We start from the raw sequence: 24,369 nt of genomic DNA on the forward strand, positions 1-24,369 counted from the left end.
AGTAAATTCTGGAGATGCGGAGCAATTCACCTGCCATGACATTGAAATAACTAGCGTATTTCTGCTTGACAAACTTAGCATTGATTGCCACGCTAAGCAAATGGGTGATTCCACAAAAAGGCTGGCCGATTTTCTAGCGTCCGCCCGGACTGTGACCGGCAAGACACTCCGTGCCGTGCAAACCGAGACAGGCATCTCGAACGCTTACTTAAGTCAGTTGGAAACTGGGAAGATCAAGATGCCGGCTCCCCAGAATCTACATAAGCTCGCAGTCGCGTACGAAGTGCCCTACGAGCTCCTGTTGGAGCTGGCCGGATTCCCCGTTCCGAATTCTTCTGACATCGATGCGCCAAGCAAAGCCGCCGCGCGTATCGGATCGATTCCGATAACCGAAGAGGAGCAAAACGCCTTGGTCGAGTACCTGCAGTTCATCCGGTCCAGAAAACGGAGAGGGTGATGCGCTGGTCGTACTCTGCAAGCCGCACTTTTCGAAAATGCCAGCGGCAGTGGTACTTCAAAAGCATTGTTGCGAATGGTCGTGCAAAAGATCCGCTCCGACGGCGCGCTCACCTCCTATCGAAGTTGCAGACCTTGAGCGCATGGCGTGGGCAGATTGTCGACGACATCATCTCGAAAGTAATCGTGCCCGGGGTTAATCGCGGGACGCCAGTGATGCTCAGCAGCGTGAAGGTTCTCGCAAGAGAGCTTTACGAGCGTCAACTGAACTTTGCGCTCGAACATCCCATAAACGATCCCAATCTCCGCGTCGGAGAGGAAGGAGACGATTTTTGCCTACTCTACACGATGGAGTACGGCCCCCGGCCGTCTGATGGAGAGCTCGATCATGCTTGGGACGAGATAGAGCAAGCTCTCGTAAATCTCTATGAGATGGACGCAATCCGAACAGCCTTGAAGACGTCGAGTTTTGTCGCCGCGCAGAGGCCACTAAACGTCCCGTTGATCGACGGAGTAACCGCCTCCGCCAGGCCAGACGTGATCGCTTTCCAACGCGGCGCGCCGCCTATCATCATCGACTGGAAAGTTCACGCCCTTGCCGAGAACGACGCGTGGCTGCAGCTAGCGACCTACGCGATCGTCCTCAGTCGGTGCAAGCACAAGGATTTTCCGGAGGACTTTGAGTGCCGGCCGGAGCACATCCGTCTATTGGAAGTACAACTTTTGACGGGCTTGGTGCGTGAGCACGCTTTGGACATCGACCTGATTGAGGAAGCGGAGGATTATGCTGTTGAGTCCGCGTACGAAATGCATTGCCTCGTCGATGAACGAAAAAGCGTCGATGTAGAGATTGAGGATTTCCTTCCCGCTAGCTCCGCCGAGACGTGTCAGGCCTGCCAATTCCGCTCTCTTTGCTGGGAGAAGGTGAATGCCCACTGAAACGAACAGCTTCAAGATCGAAGGCCTGGAAACCCTCAAAGCCGAATACCGGCTTTTCCAGGTCGGCGGCTTGCGGCGCGATAGCATGGACTACTACGGCAACCTTCAGAAAATCCGCCGACGATTGAGCTCGCTGATGAGGGCACCGGTCGCGATGTATGAACGCGATGACGTCACGTTTGCTCTTATCCCCAAAGGCTACGGCGAACCGCCCAGCGAGGTGCTCCTCGTTGGCGGAGTTGCCATGCTTCGCGACACAATGGAAGTGATCGAGCTTACCTTCTGCCCGGATGGCTCTGCGCTCGACGCTGTGCGCATGCGCTTCCTCCAGTTTGCGGTTGAAGCCCCCCTCCTTCGGGATCCTAGGCTCTGGCGGCCGGGATCGGGTCTGCCATTCTATTTCAGAAGGCCCACCAAATCTCTCGGCGAGCTCGATCTGTATGACGGGTTCACGGTGCGCATCGTACCGCACACGGACGGCGGCTATGGGATCGTTGTCGATCTGCGCCGCAAGCTTATCGCTCGATCACCGTTATCGACCTCAATCACGCGCGATGCCGTCGCTCGATTAAAGGGACGGTCCTGCCTCTACAAGATGGGAGACACCTGGTTCTCAGTCAAATTGTCCGGGTTGTCCGATGCAAAGGTGGGAGCGAGATCGATCCCACTCTCCGGCAGGGCCGTGAGCCTGATCGAGTACCTCCACGCCAGCATGCCGACACCCGTTCCACCGGCAGTGGCCAACCTGTCACCTGAAGGAGCTGCGATCTACTTCCGTACAAGTGGTCCAGAGCAAAAATCCGCCCCGGCAGCGTTGTGCTATCTGATTGAGGACACCCATGCGGCCTCGGGAGCGCAACATCAATCGGAGACGACTGCTGAACCTGCGGACCGACGCACCCAAATCGATCGCATCGTCCGGACATTCCTCGCATCACTCCAAGTGTCCGGGGCCGAGTTGAAGGTGGCTGACAAGCCTGGCGCCGCTGATGCCGAGCTCTTCCCGCTGCCGACGCTTCTGTTCGGTAACAACCGACGGCTGAAGCTGGGCGAGCAAGGGGACGACCTTACCCTCGTGCGAGACTACAGCAAAAACCGCCTCAAACTCCTTGAGGATCCCAACGCCGGTTTCTTCGAGCAGTCCGTGCTCTCGCGACAATACTTCATTGTTCCCAAAAGCATTCATAACAGTTCGGGCACACAATTTCTCTCTGATCTCAAAACGCAATTGAAGTCGCTCTACTCCTGCGGCGGAGAGTACGAGCCGGAGGTTATTGTATACGACGACCTCAATGGTTCGCGTGACTTCGCGGGGCAGTCGCGCGCCATTAGAGCAGCAATGGAGGCCGCCGAGGTGCGGCCCGGCTTTGCATTGGTCATGGTCCATCGCGCCGATCGACGCCCGCGTTCCGCGGACAAGCTAGCGGCGTGGGTCGTAAAGGAACTTGGCCAGAAATTCGAGCTGACGGCCTCTGTGATTCATACCGATATGGTCCGGCGGGCTTATACGATGCAGCGGCGGAACAACGAACTGCGATATGTTGCAAAGGACACAGAACAACGGCGCTTGCGCGGCTATGTCCGCAATGTCGTCTTGAACAAGATCCTTCTTACAAATGCCAAGTGGCCATTCGTGCTTAGTTCGAAGCTGAACGCTGACATTGTCATAGGCATCGACGTCAAGAATAGCACATCGGCCTTCACGTTGATCGCCGGCGGGGGTCGCATCATACGTTTCTTGACCAAACCGTCCCGCCAGAAGGAGCGGCTGCTCAAAAACCAGGTAGCACAATACGTCGTCGACCTTGTAAGCAAAGAGAAAACGAATTTAGGAAGCACGCCGATCGAAATCGTGGTTCATCGTGACGGACGAGCCTGGGACTCCGAGGTCGAGGGTCTCAAGGAGGCGTGCCGGAAGCTCGCGCTGGACGGCGTAATTTCGGACGATTGGCGGCTCACGGTCCTTGAGATCGCAAAGTCGGCGCCCGCCGCCATGCGTCTCTTCGATGTGACGCCAGGCCGGGACGGCGGCGCTCCGATCGTAAGCAATCCTCCGGTAGGTAGTTTTGTACGGATCGGGGACGCTGAGGGTTTCGTGTGCACCACTGGAGAGCCGTTCGCTATCCCCGGTACTGCCAAGCCCCTTCATGTCAAGCGCCGGCACGGCTCGATGGCAATCGACCTGTGCCTTGCCGATGTCTTCGATCTAAGTTGCCTGACATGGGGACGACCTGAAGGCGCAATGAGACTTCCGATCTCGATTAAGCTCTGCGATCGCAGATTGTTCGAGGAGGCAGAAGATGTAAACGAAGACGAAGTCGACTTTGGTATCGATGATGATGTGGCGGATGCATCATGAGCGACCTCAGCCTGCTGAATGGCATTTATGCAAATGTCGATTTCTTTGCGTCGTTGATCGATACGGTCATCGAGCATATGAGAACCGATGGCACAGCGAAGCCGGGCTCAGAGCAGATGCGACTTGGGCAACTTCTCGTCGACGCGAGGGATCACGGACAGTCCTCGCATTCCTACGAAGCCCTTATGTTGGACAGCCTCCTGCGATCGCCTACTGGCGAGCCTCTCGTTAACTTCGAACGCCTTGGGCGCCGCTTGCTCTCTGGGCAGGTCGACGCATCCGACCAGAAACAGCTGGAAAAATTGGCGACAGAACTGGAAAATGAACGCTCCGAGGTCGCTAACCGCCTCCGAGGACGTGCATGATCGAAGAGTATCTTGTTGGCTCGATCCAACAATCTCTCGAGCGCATTCGACAGCTAAAGAACATCATTCAAAATCGCTACCCGCGCGAATATGACGGCCTCCGGCAGAATTGTCTCAACAGGCTTGACCGCGCATCCGACGAACTCAACGCTCTAAGAAGGGAACGGATAGTCGACAGCAGGCTCCAAACGCCGCGGCGGGTGCGCGCGTTCAAGCGCGTTGTAGAGCGCGTACATGATGTCGAGAGTATTGGTGTATTCGCTCTCAATCGCGCAGGCACCGACGACAATTTCCTTAACCGTTTGATCACCGGCATCTGTGATGAGATCAAGTATCCACTTCTAACACCGGTGATCAGCCAGACGTCGCAGGACTATTTTCACGTCTACTCCGATTTCAACCTCCTTTGTCTGCCTCTCATCGAAAGCCGGTTTCTGCTTCATTTGCCCGATATCTACCACGAATTATGCCACCCCATTCATCGCAGCCTCGACCTAACGCAGTTGTCTGGATATGAAGCCGCATTCTCGGATGCCGCCTTTGCGATGGTCCGCCACTTCCAAGCAGACGCGGATGCAGCTGATCGACTCGGCAACCAAGATGGGCGTCTTTTTCAAATCCAACTCTGGCGCACCTGCTGGAGCAAGAGCTGGCTGGAAGAGATGTTCTGCGATCTGTTTGGCTTGACCGCATCGGGTCCTGCCTATGCCTGGTCTCACTATCATCTTTGCGTAAAGCGGGGCAGTGACCCGTTCCAAACGCCGCTCACCATCGGCACTACCCATCCAGCCGACGATGCGCGAATGCGGGCTCTTGTACTAATGCTCCGCAAAACTGAGGCTCATCGGAAGGATGCCGCGATGATCGAGCGTGCTTGGCGGGAGTTTTGTCATGTGATGAACTATCGGCCCTCCGCCGAATATCGCCAATGCTACGCAGAAGGCCTGCTTGTCCAAATCGTCGACGCGGCTCATCGGGGAATTCGAGCTATCGAAGTCATCCCGGCCGCTGACAATCCTACAGCGCCAATTATTGGGCTGCTTAATCAAGCATGGACTACTTTTTGGAATGCCCCCATCGATTACCAACAATGGGAGACGGATCGCGTCAAGGGGCTTAGGGACTCGCTTAACACGAGGCCCTGAACTTCCTTTTACAATCGCTTTTTGTCATCCCGGCCGTTTGGCCACGCCCCGAAGCCACAGCCACCGTTATTTTCTGTAGCCTATCGTTCAGCGCGTGCATTTCCAAGCGCCGCGGAGACACTAGCGCGGATTGGTGAGAAAAATTGAATGCTGAAGAACACTTGGCGACAGCTGCGACATAACTGGCATCTGACACTGCGCGACGTCTATCGGCGCGCAAGACAAAATCCGTCGATGGCTACCGGTTGGTTGATCTCGACAGCATGTCTGGTCATTGGTCTTTCGCTGTTCGTCGGTACCGGTCCAGAGATCCAGACCTACCTCTACGCGTTGATCCGGAGCGACTCGCCTTCGATTTACGGCTCCGCATATCAAGAAGGTTTGGCGAGGTTTCCAAGTCTTCGACAGTGGCTGATGGCCGGTCTTCAACCGCAATTTCTGCTAATCTCCACCTTCATCGTCGCATTCTCGTTCAACCGAAAGGGCGCGCGGAGCACTTTTGTAGCGACTGCATTGTCTGCTTTCCTAGCATTAATTGTCACCGACCTAGCTTTCGCAGCCCACTACAGCACGCTGTCCTTCGATTACGCACTAGAGAATGTGATCGCTGATGCATTCGGCTCGCTAGTCATCGCATTCCTTTTTGCCATAGTCCTGATTGCGGCAAATACTTGCTTCGTTCAGCTGCGAGCACCGCTCTTCTTCCGAGGACTTGCAGCTGGTTTCGTGGCTGTGCTCCTTGGAATCGTCATGAGCGCCGCCGCCTACTACACCACCGAATTTTTCTATCGACCAATACCGGTGAGGTTGGATGCCGTTCTCGACGCACCAGTGAACGGCTCGATCGGATTGGACATCCCAGCACACAAAAAAGACAGTGCAAACTCGAAGGAGCAAACAGTCGACGGGCCATTCCAGCTCCTGCCGCGGGATATCGAAGATGGTTCTCTTCGTTGGAATAGCCCTGCAGACGACCATAAATTTGTCGTTGGGTGGAATAGACTCGCGGACTTAACTAGCTTCGACGCAACCATCGAGTTCTTTGCGGATTGCTTCTCGGAGGCCATAAACAAAGCGACTTCGGTAGAAGACCATCAAATTAAGATTCGCGATATACGCCAGCTAGATGTTTCGTTCGACCAGGGCGGCGGTCGAGCCGGGATTCGAAGGCGCCGATGGCCTCGGACTAGGACCTTGTGAATAGCGACGGACTTATCGACGGGTTGTCCGGCAAAAACAACCGCCAGAGGGCCGACCGCGAAACCGACTCCTCGAGATCACTCTGCAGACTACGATGACCATGATTGCGAACGCCGGCCGATAGCCCTTGCGACAGGTGCGCAGCAGCTCGGCGATGGTAGCATCCAATCTGAGGCCCTTGCCTCCCAACAAGAACAGATCCGCGCAGCCAGAAGCGGGTCCATCCTTCTGGAAGCACTCCGACAGCCCGTCGTCATTCGCACTGGCGGGTCCGACAAGTCCTGCGGGGGGCGCCCGACCCGCCGGAACAAGGCTCGCTGCAAGGCCGCCTCGCTCTCGTAAATCGGCGGCAGCGGCCAGCTCAAACCCGCTTCACGCGCTCGCAGCAGGTAGGTGGCAACCGAACTCTTGCTGATCTGCAGCCGTTCCGAGATCTCCCGAACCGACAGGTCCTGCTCGTACGTCAGCCTCAGGATCGATCGTAGGTCCTTCACAGTGGTTCGTTTCGCTTACTTCCGTCTCGGCATTGCCCCTCTCAAACTCAGCTTGAAAGAGCACATTGCCTGAACGGCGCTCCCGAAAACCAACCTCCCGCAACTGTCCGCGATTTAGCGGAATCCCTGTCCCGGAATTACTGAAATCGCTGTCCGCGAATTAGCGAAATTGCTGACCGGAAATTGCCGAAACACGCAGTCAGCGTCGACAAGACACCAACTGGACACTCGATGCGGGGGGTCTCGGCGTCGATCAGCTCCTGCATCTCATGCGCCATTTAGCGCCTTCGTTGGAGCCGCAGATGCCGCGCAGATGTTGCAGGGTCCCGAGAATCTCGGCCAATCGCTGCAGCTCGCCATCGAAGGGTGCAACCACGTGCTGCGCCCGGGCGGGCGTCGCAAGGGATGTCGAGATTAAGATCGCAACGGCGAGAGAGGCTTTGATCATCAGGAGTTTCAGAATCTGCTGATTCCGCTCGATGTCGCCCACGATTCCGGAATGATCTCGCCCACCGTTCCGATTTGATGTCGCCCGCCATTCCGGGATGATGTCGCCCGGGGTATCGCAAGGGCGAACCCGGGGTGACGAGGCCTCTTCTGGCTCCGATACGGTCCCGCCTTTCGGCTTTGCGAAGGGGGACCTGGATGCCGACGGAGAGGTTTGCGATGCGCCATGTGCGCGATGTGATCAGATTGAAGTCGGCCGGGATGCCGACCCGCGAGATTGCGCGGCGGGTGGGGACAGCCCCTTCGACGGTGCGGTTGACGATCCACCGGTTCGAGGCGGCGGGGCTGACCTGGCCATTGCCCGACGACATCACCGACGCTGCGCTGGAAGCCCGGCTGTTCGCCAGCGCGGGAGCCGGTCCCGGCACCCGGCGGGGCCATCGCCGGCAGGCCGAGCCGGACTGGACGGCGGTACACCGCGAACTCCGGCGCAAGCATGTGACGCTGTCGATCCTGTGGGACGAGTACATCGCGGGCGAACCCGGCGGGTATCGTTATTCGCGGTTCTGCGAGCTCTACCGCGCCTGGGAAGGCCGCCTATCGGTGACGATGCGCCAGTCGCATATGGCCGGCGACAAGCTGTTCGTCGACTATGCCGGCGACGGCGTGCCGGTGGTAATCGACCGGTTCACCGGCGAGCGACGCGCCGCGCAGATCTTCGTCGCGGTGCTCGGCGCATCGAGCTTCACCTACGCGCAGGCGACCTGGACGCAGGGGCTCGCCGACTGGATCAGCGGCCACGTCGGCGCCTTCGAGGCGATCGGCGGCGTGCCGGCGCTGCTGGTGCCGGACAATACCAAGGTCGCAGTGATCAAGGCCTGCCTCTACGACCCGCAGATCAACCGCAGCTACGCCGACATGGCGGCGCATTACGGCACCGCCATTCTGCCGGCCAGGCCGCGACGGCCACGGGACAAGGCGAAGGTCGAACAGGCGGTCCTCATGGTCGAGCGCTGGCTGCTCGGGCGGCTGCGCCACCGCACCTTCCACAGCCTCGCCGAGGTCAACGCGGCGATCACCGAGCTAATGACCCGGCTCGGCGCTCGGCAACAAGGCCTGCCGCGACAATCGCTCCGTGCTCTATCAGCGTGTCCCGCGGCTGTTCACCGATCTCGCTTTGGCGCGCGGCGACGGCCGCCACCCGCGGCTCCTGCGGGCGCTCGGCCGCATCGATCTGCTCATCCTCGACGACTGGGGCCTCGAGCCGCTCGACGCCGCAGCCCGCCACGACCTCCTCGAGATCCTCGAGGACCGCTACGGCCGCCGCTCCACCACTGTCACCAGCCAGCTCCCCGTCGATCAATGGCACGCGCTGATCGGCGATCCCACCTACGCCGATGCCGTCCTCGACCGCCTGGTCCACAACGCCCACCGGATCGATCTCAACGGCGAGAGCCTGCGGCGAACCCGCAAACCCGATCGAAAGGCCTGAGCCAGTGGCGCTGTGGACATGCCGCTGCGCTTGGACAACGCAAAGAGCGTTGCCCACATGCCCACAGCAGACGAAGAAGGGCCTCAAGCCGCGATTCAAGGTTGCCCCCGCGGCTTCACCGAAGCCAGAAACCAAACAGCCAGAATGCCTCGCGCCCCGGGCGACATCAAATCGGAATGGTGGGCGAGATCATCTCGGAATCCTGGGCGAGATCAAATCGGTACACCCGGGCGAGATCATCGGAATCCGCAAGAATCTCCTAGTATGGCCCCTCAATGCGACATCGCCAAGGCGGACGAAGCGCGATTCATCCGATGCCGATGTCGGTGATCCTGGCCGCAGGTGATGCTTTTTGTCGATTTCAACCAGCTTGTGGGCGATCGAAGAGAAGAACGCGACCGCCGGGCAGGTTTCGGCCGCAGGGCTCACCATGAATCAAGAAACGTGGCGCGGCGGCTGGTGCTGGAAAGGCGGCTGCCGGCACAGAATGGGCACCTGCACGACGGTTTGTCCATCGTAAGCTGCCGACGCGGTGCATGCTTGGACTCCACCACTTGATTGCCAAAATGTAACTCGCGGGAAGCACCTGAAGTCAAATGGACCTGCCGAACAGTTGGCTGCCTCGTCAAACCGAGCTTGTCGGCTGGGGCAGCGCCTGCGGAACTAATGATTTCACCGCTGCGCGCCTTGGTCTCTCAACAACTTTTCCACCGATGGAGCTCTCGTCCCATAGCGGCTTTCGGCCGTACGCCCTCCCTCGCCTCGCGCGCGGGATTTTCGTCGCTCGGCAAGACCGAAAGGCCCAGATCGACGGCAGCGCACTTTCCAAAGCGCAAAAGCACGTTGGCAGCGATGGGCGAGGCCTCACGATCGATCTCTACGTACCGCCGCAGAGCAATGATAGACATCTCTGTGGCGGTTGGGAGCCTCATAGTTCGAGGCCACGCTCTGCGAGCACACGGTCCATGACCTCGCGTTTGATCTCGCCAGCGATCTCGTTTCGGACCTGGGCTCCAAGCACCCGCTCGGCATCCGCGTCGCCCAGCAGACCATGCTCGGCCAATCGCTGACCGAGGCGGTTTTGAAACTCCTCGCCCATGGCTTCGTGCACCCGGTCTTGCATCGCGGTATGTTCGTCCGGAGCGATGCGCTCCAGCACGGTCTCCCAGGGTTGCCAGCGGCTTGCCATGTACTCGGTGAACTGGCTTGCTTCCAGCTCCCGGACCAGGTCCAACGCCTTCGTCGCATCATCCTCGCTTACGTCAGAGACCGCCAAGAAGTGCATGTCGGGGGCGACGTGACTGAGCTCCAGCGGCTCGCGCAGCCGATGTTGATAGGCCAGGTAGACTTCGACGTCGTCTACGTTCGGGTTGCCGCGAGCAAGCGAGTTGACCTTGTCGCGCGCGATCTCGTCCAGCGCCTCCAGGCGAAACGCGAGACGGCCGCACTGGATCAGTTCGCCAAGCCGGTTGTCATATAGCCCCTTCTTGACGTCAGCGTTGAGGCGCGCCGTCTGCATACCGTTCCAGTGCAACGTAACACGATCCTCGCAGCTGGTGTTGGCCTCGGAAGCCTGTGCAAAATACTGCTCGCGCAATTCCGCATTGGCAGCCGCCTGCCGCAGATCATTAGCGACCGCCTGCCGAAACGCGTCAATGCTGTAGTTCACAGTGCCTCGTAGCCTCTCGAGGAACTGTGCATAGTCCTGGGCGCCTGGCTCATCCGCAAAGTGCTGCCATTCGGCCAGCGCGGCCGGGTCGTCTGCAAGCCAGTGTGCCGCAGCCTCATGCAGGGATTGCTGCGCAAGCTGCGGTGGTGGCGCTTCAGCCGCCGCCAGATGAGCGAGTACGTCGTCCGGCAGCGGGTTATCCCCAAACTCGGGGCTCTCCAGACGCGGGTAGTAAAGGCTATTCATCGGCACGAGAGCATCTAAAAGCCCTTCAGGCAGGCTGGTCAGCTGGTTACCGCTGACGTTGAGCGACTGGAGCGTGCTCGGAAGTGGGTCGGGAAGGCTGGCCAATTGATTGCTGCTGACATTGAGTTCAATGAGCCGCGACGGGAGCGACTCGGGCAGATCGGTCAACTGATTGCCGCCGACCGCAAGCGAGGTGAGCCCGCTCGGGAGAGCGTCCGGCAGGCTGGTTAGCCGGTTGTCGTTGGCGTTCAGGATTTCGAGCGCGGCCGGAAGGTTGGCCGGCAGACCGATCAATCTATTGTCGGCGACCTCCAGCATAGAGAGGGTCGCCGGAAGATCGTCCGGTAAACTGGTCAAGCGATTATGGCTGATGAAAAGACGCTGGAGACCGGGTGGGAACATGGCAGGCAGGCTGCTTAGCTCGTTATGCCTGGCGCGCAGTTCCAGCAATCTTGGCGTCAGGGCGGTAGGCAAAGCGGTCAGCGAGAGTGAGGATAAGTCCAGCGCGCGCGCGCCTGTGTTCTCCGTATTCCTGATTCGTGTGCGCCCCTGCCGCCGATTCTCGTCCTCGCCCTGCCCCACTTCGGCAACCCAGTTGTCGATGACCCGCGCGCGCGCGGAAGCCGGGGTCCGATAGCCCGTCAAGGTTTCGACCAAATTCGCCACGGCGCGGTTGAAGCCGCCGAGGTAGCTTTCCTGGTCCGCCTCTTCGGAAGGCGCCGAGGAAGAAGAACCTGCATTCCACTGTGCCCGTCCCGCGTCCATCAATTTCTCCATCATCACAAACAACAATACCCCACCCCCTGCTTCTCGAACTTGCGAAGCAGGCGGTTGCACAGCGCGAATGTCACTCGATAACCGCTAGAAGTGCTCTACGGCCCCGTCGGAGTGGGTACGGGTTCACACGAGTCCAAGCGCGGCAAATGGATCGATGCTGCTGCGAGTTTTGCTGCCATTTCGTTGACCAGATAAGTCCGGTAGGACCGTTCCCGGGGCAGCGATCTGCCGTTAACAGGCCTACCTGTCGATCAGCTGACAAGTGTCGCTGCAGAACCTCAAGGGCGCTCGTTTGCCACGGGGTGAGCGAAATAATCCAGCTTGCAGTGAACCGGTCAAGCTTCGCAAAGACCAGCTCGACACTGACTGCCTTGGGGCATCTGAGAGGGGCGCCTTGAACTTGCCCCGTTCGGACCGCATGCCGCCCGTCGTTTCCGGCTACGCGGCCGAAAAGGCTCCGGTGGCCGCCGTTGAGCTAAAGCGCCATCGCGGCTCTGGGGCTCTATACTGAAGCCGCTGCCGCCTTGGTATCCCCAGAAACGTGTAGGCTGGAGATGACTACCCTCGGCCGGGATCGAGTCACTGTTCCAAAATCGTCGCACCGACAGTCATTCCGGCTTCGATGCCATCGTTGCCACCTTCCGGTGATAGTCTGTCAGCTTATCGAAAGCTAAGTATCTTAGGTCCTAGAGCAGGTCACCATGGGTTGAGTCTACTCAGCTTCGTAGGGAGGGTGAGATGGATCCTTTTGAGGCAGGACAGATTCAGCGCGGCGGAGGCATCCCTTCTGCATCTTCCGGACAAGAGGGCGGGCAAAACGGAGCGGCGGCGCAGTGGAACGCAGTCGTGACCGGCTACGCAGCAAACTCCGGGCACTCAGCCCATGCAGAGGACGACGAAGAGGAGGTGCTTGAGAATTGGGCTGCTGAACCGGAGGTAGGCCCGCTCGAGGATCGGGAGGAAGCGGTACGCCGAGTGAATGCTATCGGTGAGGCCGTTACACTGAATCTTGAATCGCTGTCCCTTACAAGCCTGCCTAGACTTCCGAGCGCCATCGTTGTGCTTGATCTGCCCTTCAACCGGCTGACCACTCTGCCTGATAGCCTCCCTGCTTCGCTCCGGCGTCTAAACGTCAGTGCCAATCAACTGACCAGCTTGCCTGCGCTTTCAACCGAGCTCAGAGGCCTCGACGCGAGCTTCAACCGGCTGAGGAGCTTGCCTGAGGTCCTACCTGCTGCGCTGGAGTTTCTCGACCTCAGCCACAATCAGTTGCTAGATCTGCCCGAGGTCCTCCCTGCTTCGCTCCAGTCTCTCTACGCCAGCCACAACCAGTTGACGAATCTGCCGGCGGTCCTTCCTGCCATGCTCCAGTTTCTCGACGTCCGCGAAAACCAACTCACGCGTTTGCCGGAGGCCCTTCCTGCTTCAATTGAGTTGCTCGATGCCAGCCAAAACCAGTTGACGAGTTTGCCCGAGGACCTGCTGACGCAGTTTCGCGCTGATGGCAGGATAGATCTGACTGAAAATCCGTTGCCCGAGCAGGTGTTAGCGAATCTGGATACAATACTTAACGCCGATGACTATGTCGGTCCGACCGTCTACCTTTCGCGCGATGACGAGAGTGAATCGTCCGGGACGGACGATGGGCCGGCCGATGCTCTCATCGAAAAGGTCGCAGACTGGCTCCGCGGCAATCCACAGGAGGCTGATCGAGAGGTGCTGGCAGCTAGCAGGGCCTTGCTGAAGAGCCGGGCGCCCGGGAATACACGCTCTTCCTTGGCAAACTGTTCGACTCCGTGAACTCTGGTAATGAAGAATTCCGCCAGTCGGTCGCCGATGATCTGCGGCAGGCGGCGAAAGACCCGCAATTGTGCAAGCGCTACTTCCAACTGGCCCTGGACGCCAACCAGAGCTGCGAGGATCGCCGAACTTTGACTTGGTATAGCGCGACAATCAGGATGAGAGCGGCCCGTCAATCAAGATGAGACGAGGCGGCCGAGTCAGGAGATAATTGACGCTGGCCGTCGACTTGGCAAGCGTTGATTGACGCTGCGCGACAATCAAGCGGCGCTGCCAGCGTCAATTAAAGTCTTGTCGAGTTCGTTTGGGGTAGTGTGAACAGGCGGCCGGCCTGGACCGCGCTTGCGATCGAGGGCAACTTTTCGACGGTAACTTTCGACGTTCATCTCGAGGATCGTGGCGTGGTGGACCAAACGATCGATGGCAGCCAACGTCATTGCTTGGTCCGGGAAGATACGCCCCCATTCGCCAAATGGCTGATTGGCCGTGATCAGCAGCGAGCGTCGTTCGTAGCGGGCGGCGATCAACTCGAACAACACACTGGTTTCCGCCTGATCCTTGCTCACATATGTGATGTCGTCGAGGATCAGGAGGTCATAGCGATCGAGTTTGGCGATCGCGGACTCCAGCGCCAGCTCGCGCCGCGCGACCTGCAGCCGTTGCACCAGATCAGTGGTTCGCGCGAAGAGAACGCGCCAACCGTTCTCGACGAGAGCCAGGCCGATCGCCGCGCCGAGATGGGTCTTGCCGCCGCCCGGTGGACCGAACAAGAGCAAATTGGCGCCGGCCTTCAACCAGGCGTCGCCGGCGGCGAGCGCCATCGCCTGTGCCTTTGATAGCATCGGCACGCTTTCGAAGTCGAAGGTTGCGAGCGTCTTGCCGGCAGGCAAACGCGCTTCCACCATGTGTCGCTCGATCCGACGGCGGGTGCGATCGGCGGCCTCGTGCTCGGCAAGGGCGGCGAGGAAGCGGGCGGCAGGCCACCCTTCCTTGTCCGACTGTGCGGCGAGCTTCGGCCAGATCGCCTTGACGCCCGGCAGGCGGAGCTCATTGAGAAGCAGCTCGACACGGGCAGCATCGACGGAGGTAGCGATACCGGTCATGCTGCCTCTCCCAGGTTCGAGCGGCCCGACATGACGCTGACGGAGGCGAGTTCATCGTAGACGTCGAGCGGCGCCAGCTTGACGGCGACACGCGGGATCGAGGCCGCCTCGGGCCGGAAGCGGTCGCGCAGCGCGGCAAGATCGGGTAACTGTCCGGCGTCCAGATCCATCGCGATCGCCTCGGCGAGGTCTGCTTCGCAGGCGCGCTCGTGAGCCAGCGCCAGAAGCTCGACCGTCACCTTGCAGGCGCGCCGGTCATCACCATGCTCCCGCAAGGTCTCGAACAGACGTTTGTAAGCTGCACGCGGGAAGAGTTGGTCGCGATAAACGAGATTGAGGAGCGCCATCGGCTTGCGCCGCAGGGCATGGATGACATGCCGGTAATCCACGACATGACCGCCCTGGCTCTCGGACACAGGCCGACCGCGCCGCAGCGTCACGACCGGTGTGACGCCAAGGAAGCATTCGAGCCGGTCGTCGAAGATGCGCACACGCAGGCGATGGCCGATCAATCTTGAAGGCACGGTGTAGAACACGCGCCGCAGGATGAAGCCGCCTGACGACGTCACCGGGATCACTTTCTCCTCGAAGTCGGTCGTGCGGCCTTTTGGCAGCGGCGCCAATGCCTCCTTCTCGAGCGCGATCGGCTTGGCGAGGTTGGCGTTGCGCCGGCCGACAATCTCGTCGACAAAAGCCCGGTACGCATCGAGACTGGCGAAGTCGCGCGTCCCCCGCAGCAACAGCGCATCTTCCAGTGCCCGCTTGAGATGGCCGTGCGCGCTCTCGATCGAGCCGTTCTCATGTGCGATGCCCGCATTGTTGCGCGTTGGCGCCATGCCATAGTGGCCCATCAGCCCGGCGTAGCGCTGCGTCAGATCCTCCCGTGCGTCGGCGGCCAGATTGCGGAACGCTGCCGACAGGCTGTCGCTGCGATGCTCCCGCGGCACGCCGCCAAGCGCCCACAGCGCGTTCTGCAAGCCCTCCGCCAGGGCGACGAAGCTTTCGCCGCCGAGCACGACATGGGCATGCTCGAAGCCGGAGAACGCCAACCGGAAGTGATAGAGCCGGTGACCGAGCGGCTCACCCGCGATGGTAATACCGAGCGCGCTCACGTCGGTGAAGTCGGACAGACCCAGGCGGCCGGGCTCGTGCTGCTGGCGGAAGATCACGTCCTGTTCGGGGCCGTTGAGCGCCCGCCAGGCGTTGATGCGCCGCTCCAGCGTGCGGCGGATGTTCGGGTTCAGGTCATGATGCCGTCGGCGCAGCTCGTCCAGCACGCCGATCACGCGGATGCCGGGCGCAGCCTTCAGGATCGGAACGATCTCGGCCTCCCAATACTGCGCGAGCGGATCGGACCGGCGCCGGCCCCTCGGCGTCTTCTTCTGCGATGGCGGGCGACAATCGCCCTCGATTCGATACGCGCTTGCCTTCGAGAACCCCGCCTTGGCCGCGGCGGCCTCGGGGGACAGTGTCTGTCGGTAGGTCATGTACAGCCTCATCTGGTGGTCGGTGATGTGGAGGCCAGGCAAGGCATCGATTCCCTCTTGTCGAGACGAATCAACAGCTTGCACCAGCCGCACCCGGCCGCCAGACGGGTCCAAAAACGCGCGACGCCGATGGGGACGGTCCTCCGGTCGGGCTACGCCCTCCCTTCGGTCCGCCCCCATCGGCGCAGTCTCACCTTGATTGTCGCTGAAGTCTCACCCTGATCGCCGCCGCGCAGACTTGGAACGGCATGCAGACCGCACGGCTCATCGCAGACGTCGAGAACGGCGCCTATAACAACAAGGCTCGGCTTCCCGATCTCATCGATCTGGGGCGGGTCATGTTTCGCCTGGACGCGCTGGAGAGAATTGCGCGCGAGAAGGTTCACTCGCTAGGCTCGGGCAACAACGTCGAAGACATCGACGCCATTGAGGTCTTTCTTGCTTATCAAAATAAGCTCCGCGAGCGACTGGGATTGCAACACGTCGCGCCGAACATGCGCTTCTTTGAAGTCTCCGGCGTCACCGACGCTGACGTTGATAGCGCAGAGGCATCCGTGCGGGAGAGGGAGGCGACGGAATTCGCCGACTATTTGGCGGTGGACTGGCAACCTTGGGACGACGTTGTGCGTCACATCGCCCCCAAAGACCATGCCACGGCGCACGACGAGCTCATTGCTGCAATGGGGCCGGAGTTCGCCATGCGGCTGCAGCAACAGCTCACCGACAAAGGTTTGATCGGGGTCGAAGCTGACCTTGTCGAGGACGCCAAGCTAGCGTTGGGTGCCGCAGTTCGTAGGGAAATCGCCCGTGAGATCAAGGGCGCCCTCAGAGACAAGGTGCTCAATGATCACGGCCTCAAACTGTAAATCGGCTTTTGCTGCAGAAAGCTGCTAAGTCCTGTTGCAGTTTCCCTCTGGTGCGGCGGTGGGTCGCCGAGAGATTCGCGTGATGCGCAGCGAGTGCTGAGGAACGCCGATCTAAGCACCGGCGTTGCTCGATTCATCCATCGGTGTCCGATGGCCGATCTCGCGATGATGCGGATGTCCTCGGCCGCTACCCCCGAGGGCCGCATGGATAGAGCGAATTGCCGAAATCATAGAGAAGATACGCGTCTTTGTATGGCTCCCGATCCAGGATCGAAGAACGTCGGACTCCACCGTAGTTGCCTCGCGGTATCGACTGACCGAGCCGACCGCTACTGGCTAAGCTACGATGGCCCTGAACATCACCGGCCGAGCGAAGATAGCCGCGCAGCATCAGCTCACTTCGTTGTCCGCAGATGTGCGCAGGGAGAAGAACAAGCAAATCAGCCATTTCGAGCAATGACGACGGCGCTGACGTGACGGTCCGCAGCGCTTGCCGACACTGAGCCGCCAAAAGGAAAGGATGATCTGCGAGCTGGCGCGGACGCATGTGGGCGCACCGCGAACCGATGAGATCGTCGCGCCGGCCCCTTTCTATCGGTTTGACCGCGGCACCAGTGGGTTGCTGTACAAGACTCTCCACGACAATTAGGCTCTCCTCCCGTCATTCATCCGAGGATCACCGTCGAAGCCCTTCGCCCTGAACGCTGCTCTGTGTTCCATCGTGATGGTTCGTTGGCACCCAATCTGTGGCGCCTCCGAAGAACACGCTTAGCGACCATCTCGCAGCTGCGGCATCTGTCAATTGATGGGAGTGAGGCTCGCGGCCTGAGGGGTTGGCCCCGACGCCGAAGGATCTGTATTCAGCATAATAGCTTGTCCTCAACGTATTGGTCTTACCGGGCGTCCATTCGCGCCACCCTTCCGCGATCACGGGGGCATCTATCTTCGCGAACAGGAAAACCACTGTGGCGTAGGGGCGCCAAGGGCGGCCAAGTGCGATATAGCCCGCAATAGGGTCGGCAGTTAGCCTGCAATGATCAAAAACATAGCCACTGTCCTCATCCGGCGCTGCCTTGCTCTGAGCGGTATAGATGACCGCTTGGTTGGCGATGCCGTGCAACTCACATTGCCGGAACCAGGCCTTGGCGTTGCCGAATATAAAATCGACATGCCCCTCGATGTAGCACTTCGAGAAGTATTGTCGTGACATTCGGCCGTTCGGTCCCTTGCCGGCAAACAGGGTGTCCTGGGCGCCGAGCAGGCGGACGCGCGTAATGACGTCCCGGTCTCCGGTAACTGACAGCGCTACTGCTTGCGAGGGGGGATTGGCCGGATTGAGGGCGTAGTCATTCTGGATGGTCAGATTTTCGAGCCGGAAGTCATCGCCAGCGGCATCCAGTGTGGCCGAACGCGCGGTTCCTCCCGCATTGATCGCGCCGTCGCCATACACAATGACAGTATCCTCCGGTTTGTCGCCAGTCCCCAAGATATGAATACCGGATTTTGAGGTCTTGACCTTCTCGCGATAGGTCCCCGGCGCGATCCGAATATCCCCGCCTTGCGCCGGCAACGCGTCGATGGCTTCCTGCAGGGAGTGATAGTCTGCATTTGCGGCATGCGACACCAATAATGCCTCGGCGTATGCTGCCGGGAGACAGAAATATCCAGCCAGAAGCGCGGCGGCCATCAGGAATATTTGCATTTGATCTTACCCTTGGTCGCGTTTGCGGCGCGGACGCACTCGATGCACCGACGCGGACAGCCCGCGGATCGTCGATACTTTCCTCGCCGAACCAGAACCTGCGGGCAACTCTCGCGATGTCCGCCCTTGCAAACCAGTCGCGTACGAGGCGCGGGCCATGAGGCTCGTCTTCCGCCAATATTGGCAATTCCCACCTATCGATGCGGGACTCTCTGCTCCGATGTCCGGCGCCGTCGGAGTGCTTACCGGTCGGCGTCTCGGAATGCCCTGGAACAAGCGTCGGATCCGCGCGACAACGGTTCTGTTGTTCCCCCCGGCAGCGGCGGCGATACGTTAGAATGATCGGCGGTCACCTTTGCATGTTCGAGCTGCCAGGTCGCGGAACTGGCAAATCGGACATCCTCGAGTGTCACGTCAAGGGCATGCCGCTCGTCTACGCCCCGCATCATCAGCGCGCCATTGTCGCCACGCACATGGCGCAAAACAATCTGCCGATAGACCGGAATCCGCGAGCCCTGTGCACGCGGATCGTATTTCGCATCGAACGCCAGCGGCCACCGATTGCCCCTCAGGCAGATGTTTTCATAAGTCACGCGCTCGACCAGACCGCCTCGACTGACATCGCTCTTGATGCGCAGACCAGACGTCGTGCCGTCCAGCGTCAGATTACGTACCAGTATGTCGCTGGCCCCCGAATTCACCTCGCTGCCGATCGACATGCCGTGCCCCCAGCCGAAATAATTATCGATGATGGAGATATGGCTGCTTGAGCCATTATCGCCGGCCTTGATTGCGACGTTGTCGTCTCCCGTTCGGATAAAGCTGCGGGTGATGGTTACATCCTGGCTCGCGCCTGGGTCGATGCCGTCGGTATTGCGGGCCTCCGCCGGTGCATCAATCGTGAGGCCCCAAAACGTGGCACCTTCGACCCGGTTCATCGCGATATGAAAATTGGGCGCATTGCGCAAGGTGACACCCGTGAACGTGATGTCTTGCGCATGATCGATCTGGATCAAGCGCGGGGCGTTTTGGTTGCCGCCTTCGGCTTGGGCGCGGCGGGCCAGTTGCCACCAAGTTTCGGCACCGCCTACCATGGTTGCACCGCCCTGACCATCGATGATGCCGTCCCCGTAGATACCGCCGCCACGGGTTTTGGAAAAGCTGATGAATGGCCGGCAACCATCGCCCTTACCCGAGATACGACCACACTGTCCGCGGCCCTTGTCGTAAGCGGCTGGTTCGGCGATGGCGATGAGCTTGGCGCCTCGTCCGATCCATAACGTCACGCCCGATTTCATCTCGAGAGGACCCGACCGGAACTCGCCCCGCCCTAAATATACTGCGGTCCCCGACGGGCATTGGTCGATGGCATCTTGCAAGGTGACCGTATCTTGCTTGCCGGACGGCATGGGCCGGTCGCACACCGTCTGAGGTGCAATAGGCTCGGTAACGATGCGACGATCTTGTGCGTTGACGGCCGGACAGAGAATGATGCAGGCAATGATGGATAACAGGCTGCATGCTCGAAAAGGCTTTGTCATCGACCTCGTCTCTTCGCCGCGTGGATCTATGCGGCCTAATTGTCTCACGTGCGCGAACTGACCGGTCGCGGCTCGCCTCACTCGCCGCGCAAGATGACATTTATAAGACGCAGACGGTGCATAGGCTTTTACGAGCTCGCAGCAGCATTGCTGCAAGGGGCGAAGAATGGCCCTGCAACTGGGCACACGATTTCACCGAACACCGCATACCTGAGGAGAGGCTTGCGCGCGGGTCACACCTGCGGCTTAGGTCGGAAGACTTACAAAGTCAGCCTGCAATCCGCCGTCGATGTTTTCAGTCGCTGAAAGTGCAGCACCAGATGTGTCGAAATTGTGCGAGTCCGTGCCAACCTCACCTCGAAGCCTACCCGCGTTAGTTCGTATTCGTACAAGCTTTCGAGAAGCTGACGAAATCGTTGTCCGCATATGAATTTGGATGGGCCTCGAACTCTCTTTTTCTGGCATCCGCGAACTCAGGCGATCGCCATTATCACCCCCTGCTCGAGAACGCACCCGGAGGAACATAGTCATTCTCATCGACATCCAGGCGATGCCAAATGAGGCTGGTCGTCTTGCCCGATCACTGCCCGGGGCGTGGCGTGCCTTGATCTTACCGAGCGATCACGACCGATTGAGCACTGTGGCTTAGCTCTCTAACAAAAGAGATCGAGACCTCTGCGTGAGCGGCCCAATCCGGAAACATAGTGTCCGGTCGGACTCGCGGACGATACGCCCCCCCCGTCAGCGTTACCAATCAAACGCGCGTCCGCTGGCCGCCGCAAGCAACAAAAAAAGCGGAGCCATAGAAGTATCGCATCTTGACGTTCATTTCGGTTGTCGGTTCGCAACACGATAGATATTGAAGGCTTTGCTTTACTACGCCTGAAGGACCTCCGGGTTCACGAGCGTCCGTCGCGCTTACCGGTCCCAGGATTGACTCGTGAACGTGGCAGCCAGCGGGTCGACAGGATCATTGACGCTCTGAGATTTGCGCGGCCGTGCCTTACGCGCCGAGGTGTCTGCCGCAGATTTCTGCTGGCGTTCATCGATCGGCGCCGAGACTGATCGACACTCAAGCCTCCGCTCGAGCTCCGCCAATTCTGTCTTACATTCTGCTACAACCGATTGGGCTCGAAGCAACTTGACCCTGAGCTCGTCCCGTTGCCTGAATAATTGCTCTGGATTCCAATCGTCCTGCTTCAGCTCATTCATCATCCGCCGGCGCAAGCCCCTCTATCTGGCGTCGCTCAGCAGCAAGAGAAACGGCTCGGCATCTCGCCGCTGATCGATGCTCGCGCCTGAGGTGCCGATGAAAAGTCCGGCGATAGAGCGCCTTCGGGTGAAACGCCTTCAATCTGGTATCCACAGTCGTGCCGTGCTCCTTGGAAGGAGATTTGTGGCCACCGTCAAATCGCACCGCGATCTGAAGGTGACAAAACGTCGCCACGCAGGCGCGTGCTATGGAGCGCGATTGATGAGACCTCTGGAATCGGACGGATCCGGCAATCTTCATTTGAAGACCCACATGGATTACTGGAGAAACATCATGGCCGCATAAATCATCTTCTCACATCTTTCAAGCAATCGACATACCAATGGTGCTTGAGAACTTTGCATTGAAGAATGATGCGCCTCTCGCCGACACTGACTCGCTGCAAACGTCCTGTTGTCGTGCTTGAGACAGCCGGCGTATGAAGCGAGACAGCCGAAGTCGCAAGCACGACGATCATACGGCGACTGCTTTCCTTGGCGGCCAAACGCTCTCACCATTTTTGAGCGGAGCGTCATCGATTGAGAACATGCTATCAGCAATGACAGCGCCGATGACGCGACCGTGATTGCAGCGCGAATGTCGCGTCAGCAGGGCAATTGGCTGAAGCGCGGAATCCGGAACGGCGGCATTGAATGAGTAAGATAGGGGACGACACGCACCGATCATCCTGGCGTCGCCAGTTGGCCAAATGGTTGGCTCGTCATCACCTCAGTGACGAACTCGCCGCAACCGCGACACTCGCGACCCCGATCGCGCTCACGCAACTTGCGCAGATCGCGATGATGGCGACGGATCTGGCATGGATCGGCCACATCGGCACCGACGCCCTCGCGGCAGCCGCGCTTGCCGGCATGATCTTATCGGTTGGCATTACCTTCGCAGCTGGCGTGATCTCGGCAGTAGGGCCGCTCGCGGCGCAAGCGCGGGGCGCGGCAAACACAGCCCTGGTACGGAGCTCGCTGCGCATGGGGCTATGGATTGCACTCGTGCTATGGGCGCCGATCATGGTTTTGCCGGTGCAAGGCGAGCAAATTGTGCTTGCGCTTGGCCAGGAGCCAGCTATTGCGCGCTTAGCTCAGCAGTATCTGCTCGGGCTCGCCTGGGGCATCTTGCCGGCGCTGTGGTTTTTGGCGATCCGCAGTTTCATGGCAGCGGTCGATCGCCCGGCGCCGGCCTTGTGGATCACGCTCGCCGCCATTCCGACCAACGCACTGCTGGCCTATCTGTTGATCAGCGGAAAATTCGGCTTGCCGCGACTTGACTTGTTCGGGGCCGGCCTTGCGACCAGTCTGGTGAACAGTGGCACCTTTCTGGCCGGTATTTGGTTCGTTACATACTGCCGTCCTTTTCGCGACTACCAGGTGCTCCGATATCTTTGGCGGTTCGATTGGCCATTGATGCGGGAGCTCCTCGTGGTCGGCACTCCGATTTCGGTCGCTATTTTCATGGAATCGGGTCTCTTTTCTGCGACGGCCCTCCTGATGGGTGTGATCAGCACCACCGCGGTGGCCGCCCATCAGATCGCATTCCAGGTTGCAGCCGCCCTGTTCATGATCCCGTTTTGCATCGGAATGGCGGTGAGCGTGCGAATCGGACACGCACTCGGCCGCAACGATCTATCAGGTATCAGACAAGCTGGTTTTGCCGCCATGCTGCTTGGAGTCCTGATCGCGGCGATCGCTACGATTGCGGTGGTCGGCACGCGCTTTGAAATCGCCGAGCTGTTCGTCGACCAATCGGCCAGCAATGCGGACGCCACGATCAAGCTGACTGCAGCTCTCATCCTTGTCGGAGCGAGCTTCTTCATTACTGATGCACTTCAGAGCATTGCCGCTGGCGGCCTGCGCGGCTTAAGGGACACGCGTGTGCCGCTGCTCTTCGCAGGCATCGCTTACTGGCTGATCGGCCTTTCGGTCAGTTACGTGCTCGGCTTGAAAACTGGCCTCGGTGCCATCGGCATCTGGATCGGCTTGTCCATCGGAAAGGCCGTTTACGCGGCCCTCCTTGTGATGCGTTTGCGTCTTTTGGCGAACAGACCTCCCGTAGCAGCCATGAGCCAGACTTCGGCTCAAGCGGTGTGCCGGCCATGAGTCGAAGCTATAGCGCGACCAGAAAATGCGCCTGAAGGACAGGCTCCGCAGTCTGTGGAGCGCGACGGGACGGTTCCTCATTCTCTTCGGACCACACGGGCAGCCAGCTCCTAGCCTAGCCTGTGGTCAAGTTGGCTTCAGTATCCGAACCTCCGGCAAACCTTGTTCCTGAACGTAGAAGAGCCCCCGCCGGCTACGGGGCCCCTCGAGGAGGAGAAGCTCCAGCCCTATGGCGCCGGCGGCTGAAGCCCGGCCGAGGAGACCCAATCGTCGATGTCTGCAATTTCCGCGGTGCGGGCCCGCTTCAGCAGACTATCTCGCTCCGCGTCCGCAGGCATGATCGCCGCCATTTCAGCAAGACCCCTTGCAAATACGGCCAGGCGATCCTGCAGTGATGTTGTTTGCCTCGCATGATTTCGCTTTTTCCTCATTGAGGCGCTTCCTTGTTTCGCGCGTCAGCGTCGTCGCTCTGCGAATCTTCGAACAGCATAGCTTCCGACGACATTTTGCCGCGACAACCTGGGTTTAGTTGCGAGATAGCTCTCGAGGGTTCGCGTGCAGCAAGCCATCGGACGCGACGTCGCTACCGTTTTTGTTGCACAAAACAGGCCACTCCAATTGGCTCTTTCTAAGTGGCGAGCTTACTCCATTTGCTTCTTGCACCACAACCGTAGGCGTCGGCTCAGGAATGAAAGCGATTTGATTACTATATTGCGCCTGCGAGCATAACCCTTTGCTCGACGGTCATTCCCTTTAGACGGGATGAAGCAGCTGTGCTGTGATTCTCAGCATGCACTCGCGGTCAACGAAAATCCATCCACGGCGAATGCGAAGCGCCGCTGGCCCCTGCGGCATTCAGGACTCCCGGGCTGCACGTCGCACAATCTACCTTGCTGGCGCGGGCGATCGCAGTACCGC

The 24,369-nt window shown here is 59.5% G+C and carries 17 protein-coding genes and 3 pseudogenes; 12 read left to right on the forward strand and 8 right to left on the reverse strand.

Annotated features, from left to right (window positions below):
* The first annotated feature begins 100 nt into the window (after window positions 1–100).
* From J2R80_RS40435 to J2R80_RS40460, 6 genes are all read left to right on the forward strand, one after another.
* A complete protein-coding gene (locus tag J2R80_RS40435) occupies window positions 101–457 on the forward strand; it encodes a helix-turn-helix domain-containing protein (protein ID WP_253640633.1) in 357 nt (118 codons plus the stop codon).
* On the forward strand, window positions 457–1,395 hold the full coding sequence (locus J2R80_RS40440) for a PD-(D/E)XK nuclease family protein (RefSeq protein WP_253640634.1): 939 nt from the start codon (window positions 457–459) through the stop codon (window positions 1,393–1,395). The genes J2R80_RS40435 and J2R80_RS40440 overlap by 1 nt, the downstream gene beginning before the upstream one ends.
* Window positions 1,385–3,754 (forward strand): hypothetical protein, encoded by a 2,370-nt coding sequence (locus J2R80_RS40445; RefSeq protein ID WP_253640635.1) that lies wholly within the window; start codon window positions 1,385–1,387, stop codon window positions 3,752–3,754. The genes J2R80_RS40440 and J2R80_RS40445 overlap by 11 nt, the downstream gene beginning before the upstream one ends.
* Complete coding sequence (locus tag J2R80_RS40450) at window positions 3,751–4,119, forward strand: hypothetical protein (protein WP_253640636.1); 369 nt, start codon at window positions 3,751–3,753, stop codon at window positions 4,117–4,119. Before J2R80_RS40445 ends, J2R80_RS40450 begins: the two co-directional genes overlap by 4 nt.
* Window positions 4,116–5,264, forward strand: a complete 1,149-nt coding sequence (locus J2R80_RS40455) for a hypothetical protein (protein ID WP_253640637.1) — start codon at window positions 4,116–4,118, stop codon at window positions 5,262–5,264. The genes J2R80_RS40450 and J2R80_RS40455 overlap by 4 nt, the downstream gene beginning before the upstream one ends.
* A 147-nt stretch (window positions 5,265–5,411) precedes the next feature.
* Entirely contained in the window at window positions 5,412–6,464 is a 1,053-nt protein-coding gene (locus tag J2R80_RS40460; protein ID WP_253640638.1) for a hypothetical protein, read from the forward strand.
* A gap of 266 nt (window positions 6,465–6,730) precedes the next feature.
* Here J2R80_RS40460 and J2R80_RS40465 read toward each other — a convergent pair.
* Window positions 6,731–6,958: pseudogene (locus J2R80_RS40465) on the reverse strand (sigma factor-like helix-turn-helix DNA-binding protein); the annotation flags it as partial.
* 253 nt (window positions 6,959–7,211) lie between these two features.
* Window positions 7,212–7,448: a TIGR02301 family protein gene (locus tag J2R80_RS40470; protein WP_375162634.1), complete on the reverse strand. Its 237-nt coding sequence runs from the start codon at window positions 7,446–7,448 to the stop codon at window positions 7,212–7,214.
* A 176-nt stretch (window positions 7,449–7,624) separates the two neighbouring features.
* Between J2R80_RS40470 and istA (J2R80_RS40475) the strand changes: the two are divergent.
* Together istA (J2R80_RS40475) and J2R80_RS40480 are read left to right on the forward strand one after the other, a co-directional pair.
* A pseudogene (istA, locus tag J2R80_RS40475) lies at window positions 7,625–8,539 on the forward strand (IS21 family transposase); the annotation flags it as partial.
* Window positions 8,505–8,897: pseudogene (locus J2R80_RS40480) on the forward strand (ATP-binding protein); the annotation flags it as partial. The pseudogenes istA (J2R80_RS40475) and J2R80_RS40480, both read left to right, overlap by 35 nt.
* A 928-nt stretch (window positions 8,898–9,825) precedes the next feature.
* Here the strand turns inward: J2R80_RS40480 and nopM are convergent.
* A complete protein-coding gene (nopM, locus tag J2R80_RS40485; RefSeq protein ID WP_253640639.1) occupies window positions 9,826–11,577 on the reverse strand; it encodes a T3SS effector NEL-type E3 ubiquitin ligase NopM in 1,752 nt (583 codons plus the stop codon).
* Window positions 11,578–12,327: 750 nt separating this feature from the next.
* Here nopM and J2R80_RS40490 point away from each other — a divergent pair.
* Together J2R80_RS40490 and J2R80_RS43885 are read left to right on the forward strand one after the other, a co-directional pair.
* Window positions 12,328–13,389, forward strand: coding sequence for a hypothetical protein (locus J2R80_RS40490; protein WP_253640640.1), 1,062 nt, complete (start codon window positions 12,328–12,330; stop codon window positions 13,387–13,389).
* A complete protein-coding gene (locus J2R80_RS43885; protein ID WP_375162673.1) occupies window positions 13,374–13,574 on the forward strand; it encodes an NEL-type E3 ubiquitin ligase domain-containing protein in 201 nt (66 codons plus the stop codon). The genes J2R80_RS40490 and J2R80_RS43885 overlap by 16 nt, the downstream gene beginning before the upstream one ends.
* 75 nt (window positions 13,575–13,649) lie before the next feature.
* On the opposite strand, the gene istB is transcribed toward J2R80_RS43885, so the two are convergent.
* Both istB and istA (J2R80_RS40500) read right to left on the reverse strand, forming a co-directional pair.
* Entirely contained in the window at window positions 13,650–14,492 is an 843-nt protein-coding gene (gene istB / locus J2R80_RS40495; RefSeq protein ID WP_076832955.1) for an IS21-like element helper ATPase IstB, read from the reverse strand.
* Window positions 14,489–15,991, reverse strand: a complete 1,503-nt coding sequence (gene istA, locus J2R80_RS40500; protein WP_176937289.1) for an IS21 family transposase — start codon at window positions 15,989–15,991, stop codon at window positions 14,489–14,491. The genes istB and istA (J2R80_RS40500) overlap by 4 nt, the downstream gene beginning before the upstream one ends.
* A 209-nt stretch (window positions 15,992–16,200) precedes the next feature.
* Between istA (J2R80_RS40500) and J2R80_RS40505 the strand changes: the two genes are divergently transcribed.
* Window positions 16,201–16,845 carry an NEL-type E3 ubiquitin ligase domain-containing protein gene (locus J2R80_RS40505; protein WP_309143815.1) on the forward strand — a complete coding sequence of 215 codons (645 nt, stop codon included), beginning with the start codon at window positions 16,201–16,203 and terminating at the stop codon, window positions 16,843–16,845.
* A 676-nt stretch (window positions 16,846–17,521) separates the two neighbouring features.
* On the opposite strand, the gene J2R80_RS40510 is transcribed toward J2R80_RS40505, so the two are convergent.
* Together J2R80_RS40510 and J2R80_RS40515 are read right to left on the reverse strand one after the other, a co-directional pair.
* Window positions 17,522–18,547, reverse strand: coding sequence for a pectinesterase family protein (locus J2R80_RS40510; protein WP_253640642.1), 1,026 nt, complete (start codon window positions 18,545–18,547; stop codon window positions 17,522–17,524).
* A 242-nt stretch (window positions 18,548–18,789) separates the two neighbouring features.
* Window positions 18,790–20,088: a glycoside hydrolase family 28 protein gene (locus J2R80_RS40515; RefSeq protein WP_253640643.1), complete on the reverse strand. Its 1,299-nt coding sequence runs from the start codon at window positions 20,086–20,088 to the stop codon at window positions 18,790–18,792.
* A gap of 1,953 nt (window positions 20,089–22,041) precedes the next feature.
* Here J2R80_RS40515 and J2R80_RS40520 point away from each other — a divergent pair.
* Entirely contained in the window at window positions 22,042–23,451 is a 1,410-nt protein-coding gene (locus J2R80_RS40520) for an MATE family efflux transporter (protein WP_253640644.1), read from the forward strand.
* A gap of 227 nt (window positions 23,452–23,678) precedes the next feature.
* On the opposite strand, the gene J2R80_RS40525 is transcribed toward J2R80_RS40520, so the two are convergent.
* Window positions 23,679–23,882: a hypothetical protein gene (locus tag J2R80_RS40525; protein ID WP_253640645.1), complete on the reverse strand. Its 204-nt coding sequence runs from the start codon at window positions 23,880–23,882 to the stop codon at window positions 23,679–23,681.
* Between the last annotated feature and the right edge of the window lie 487 nt (window positions 23,883–24,369).

It is taken from the genome of Bradyrhizobium sp. USDA 4541, assembly GCF_024171085.1.
Lineage (GTDB): Bacteria > Pseudomonadota > Alphaproteobacteria > Rhizobiales > Xanthobacteraceae > Bradyrhizobium > Bradyrhizobium australafricanum.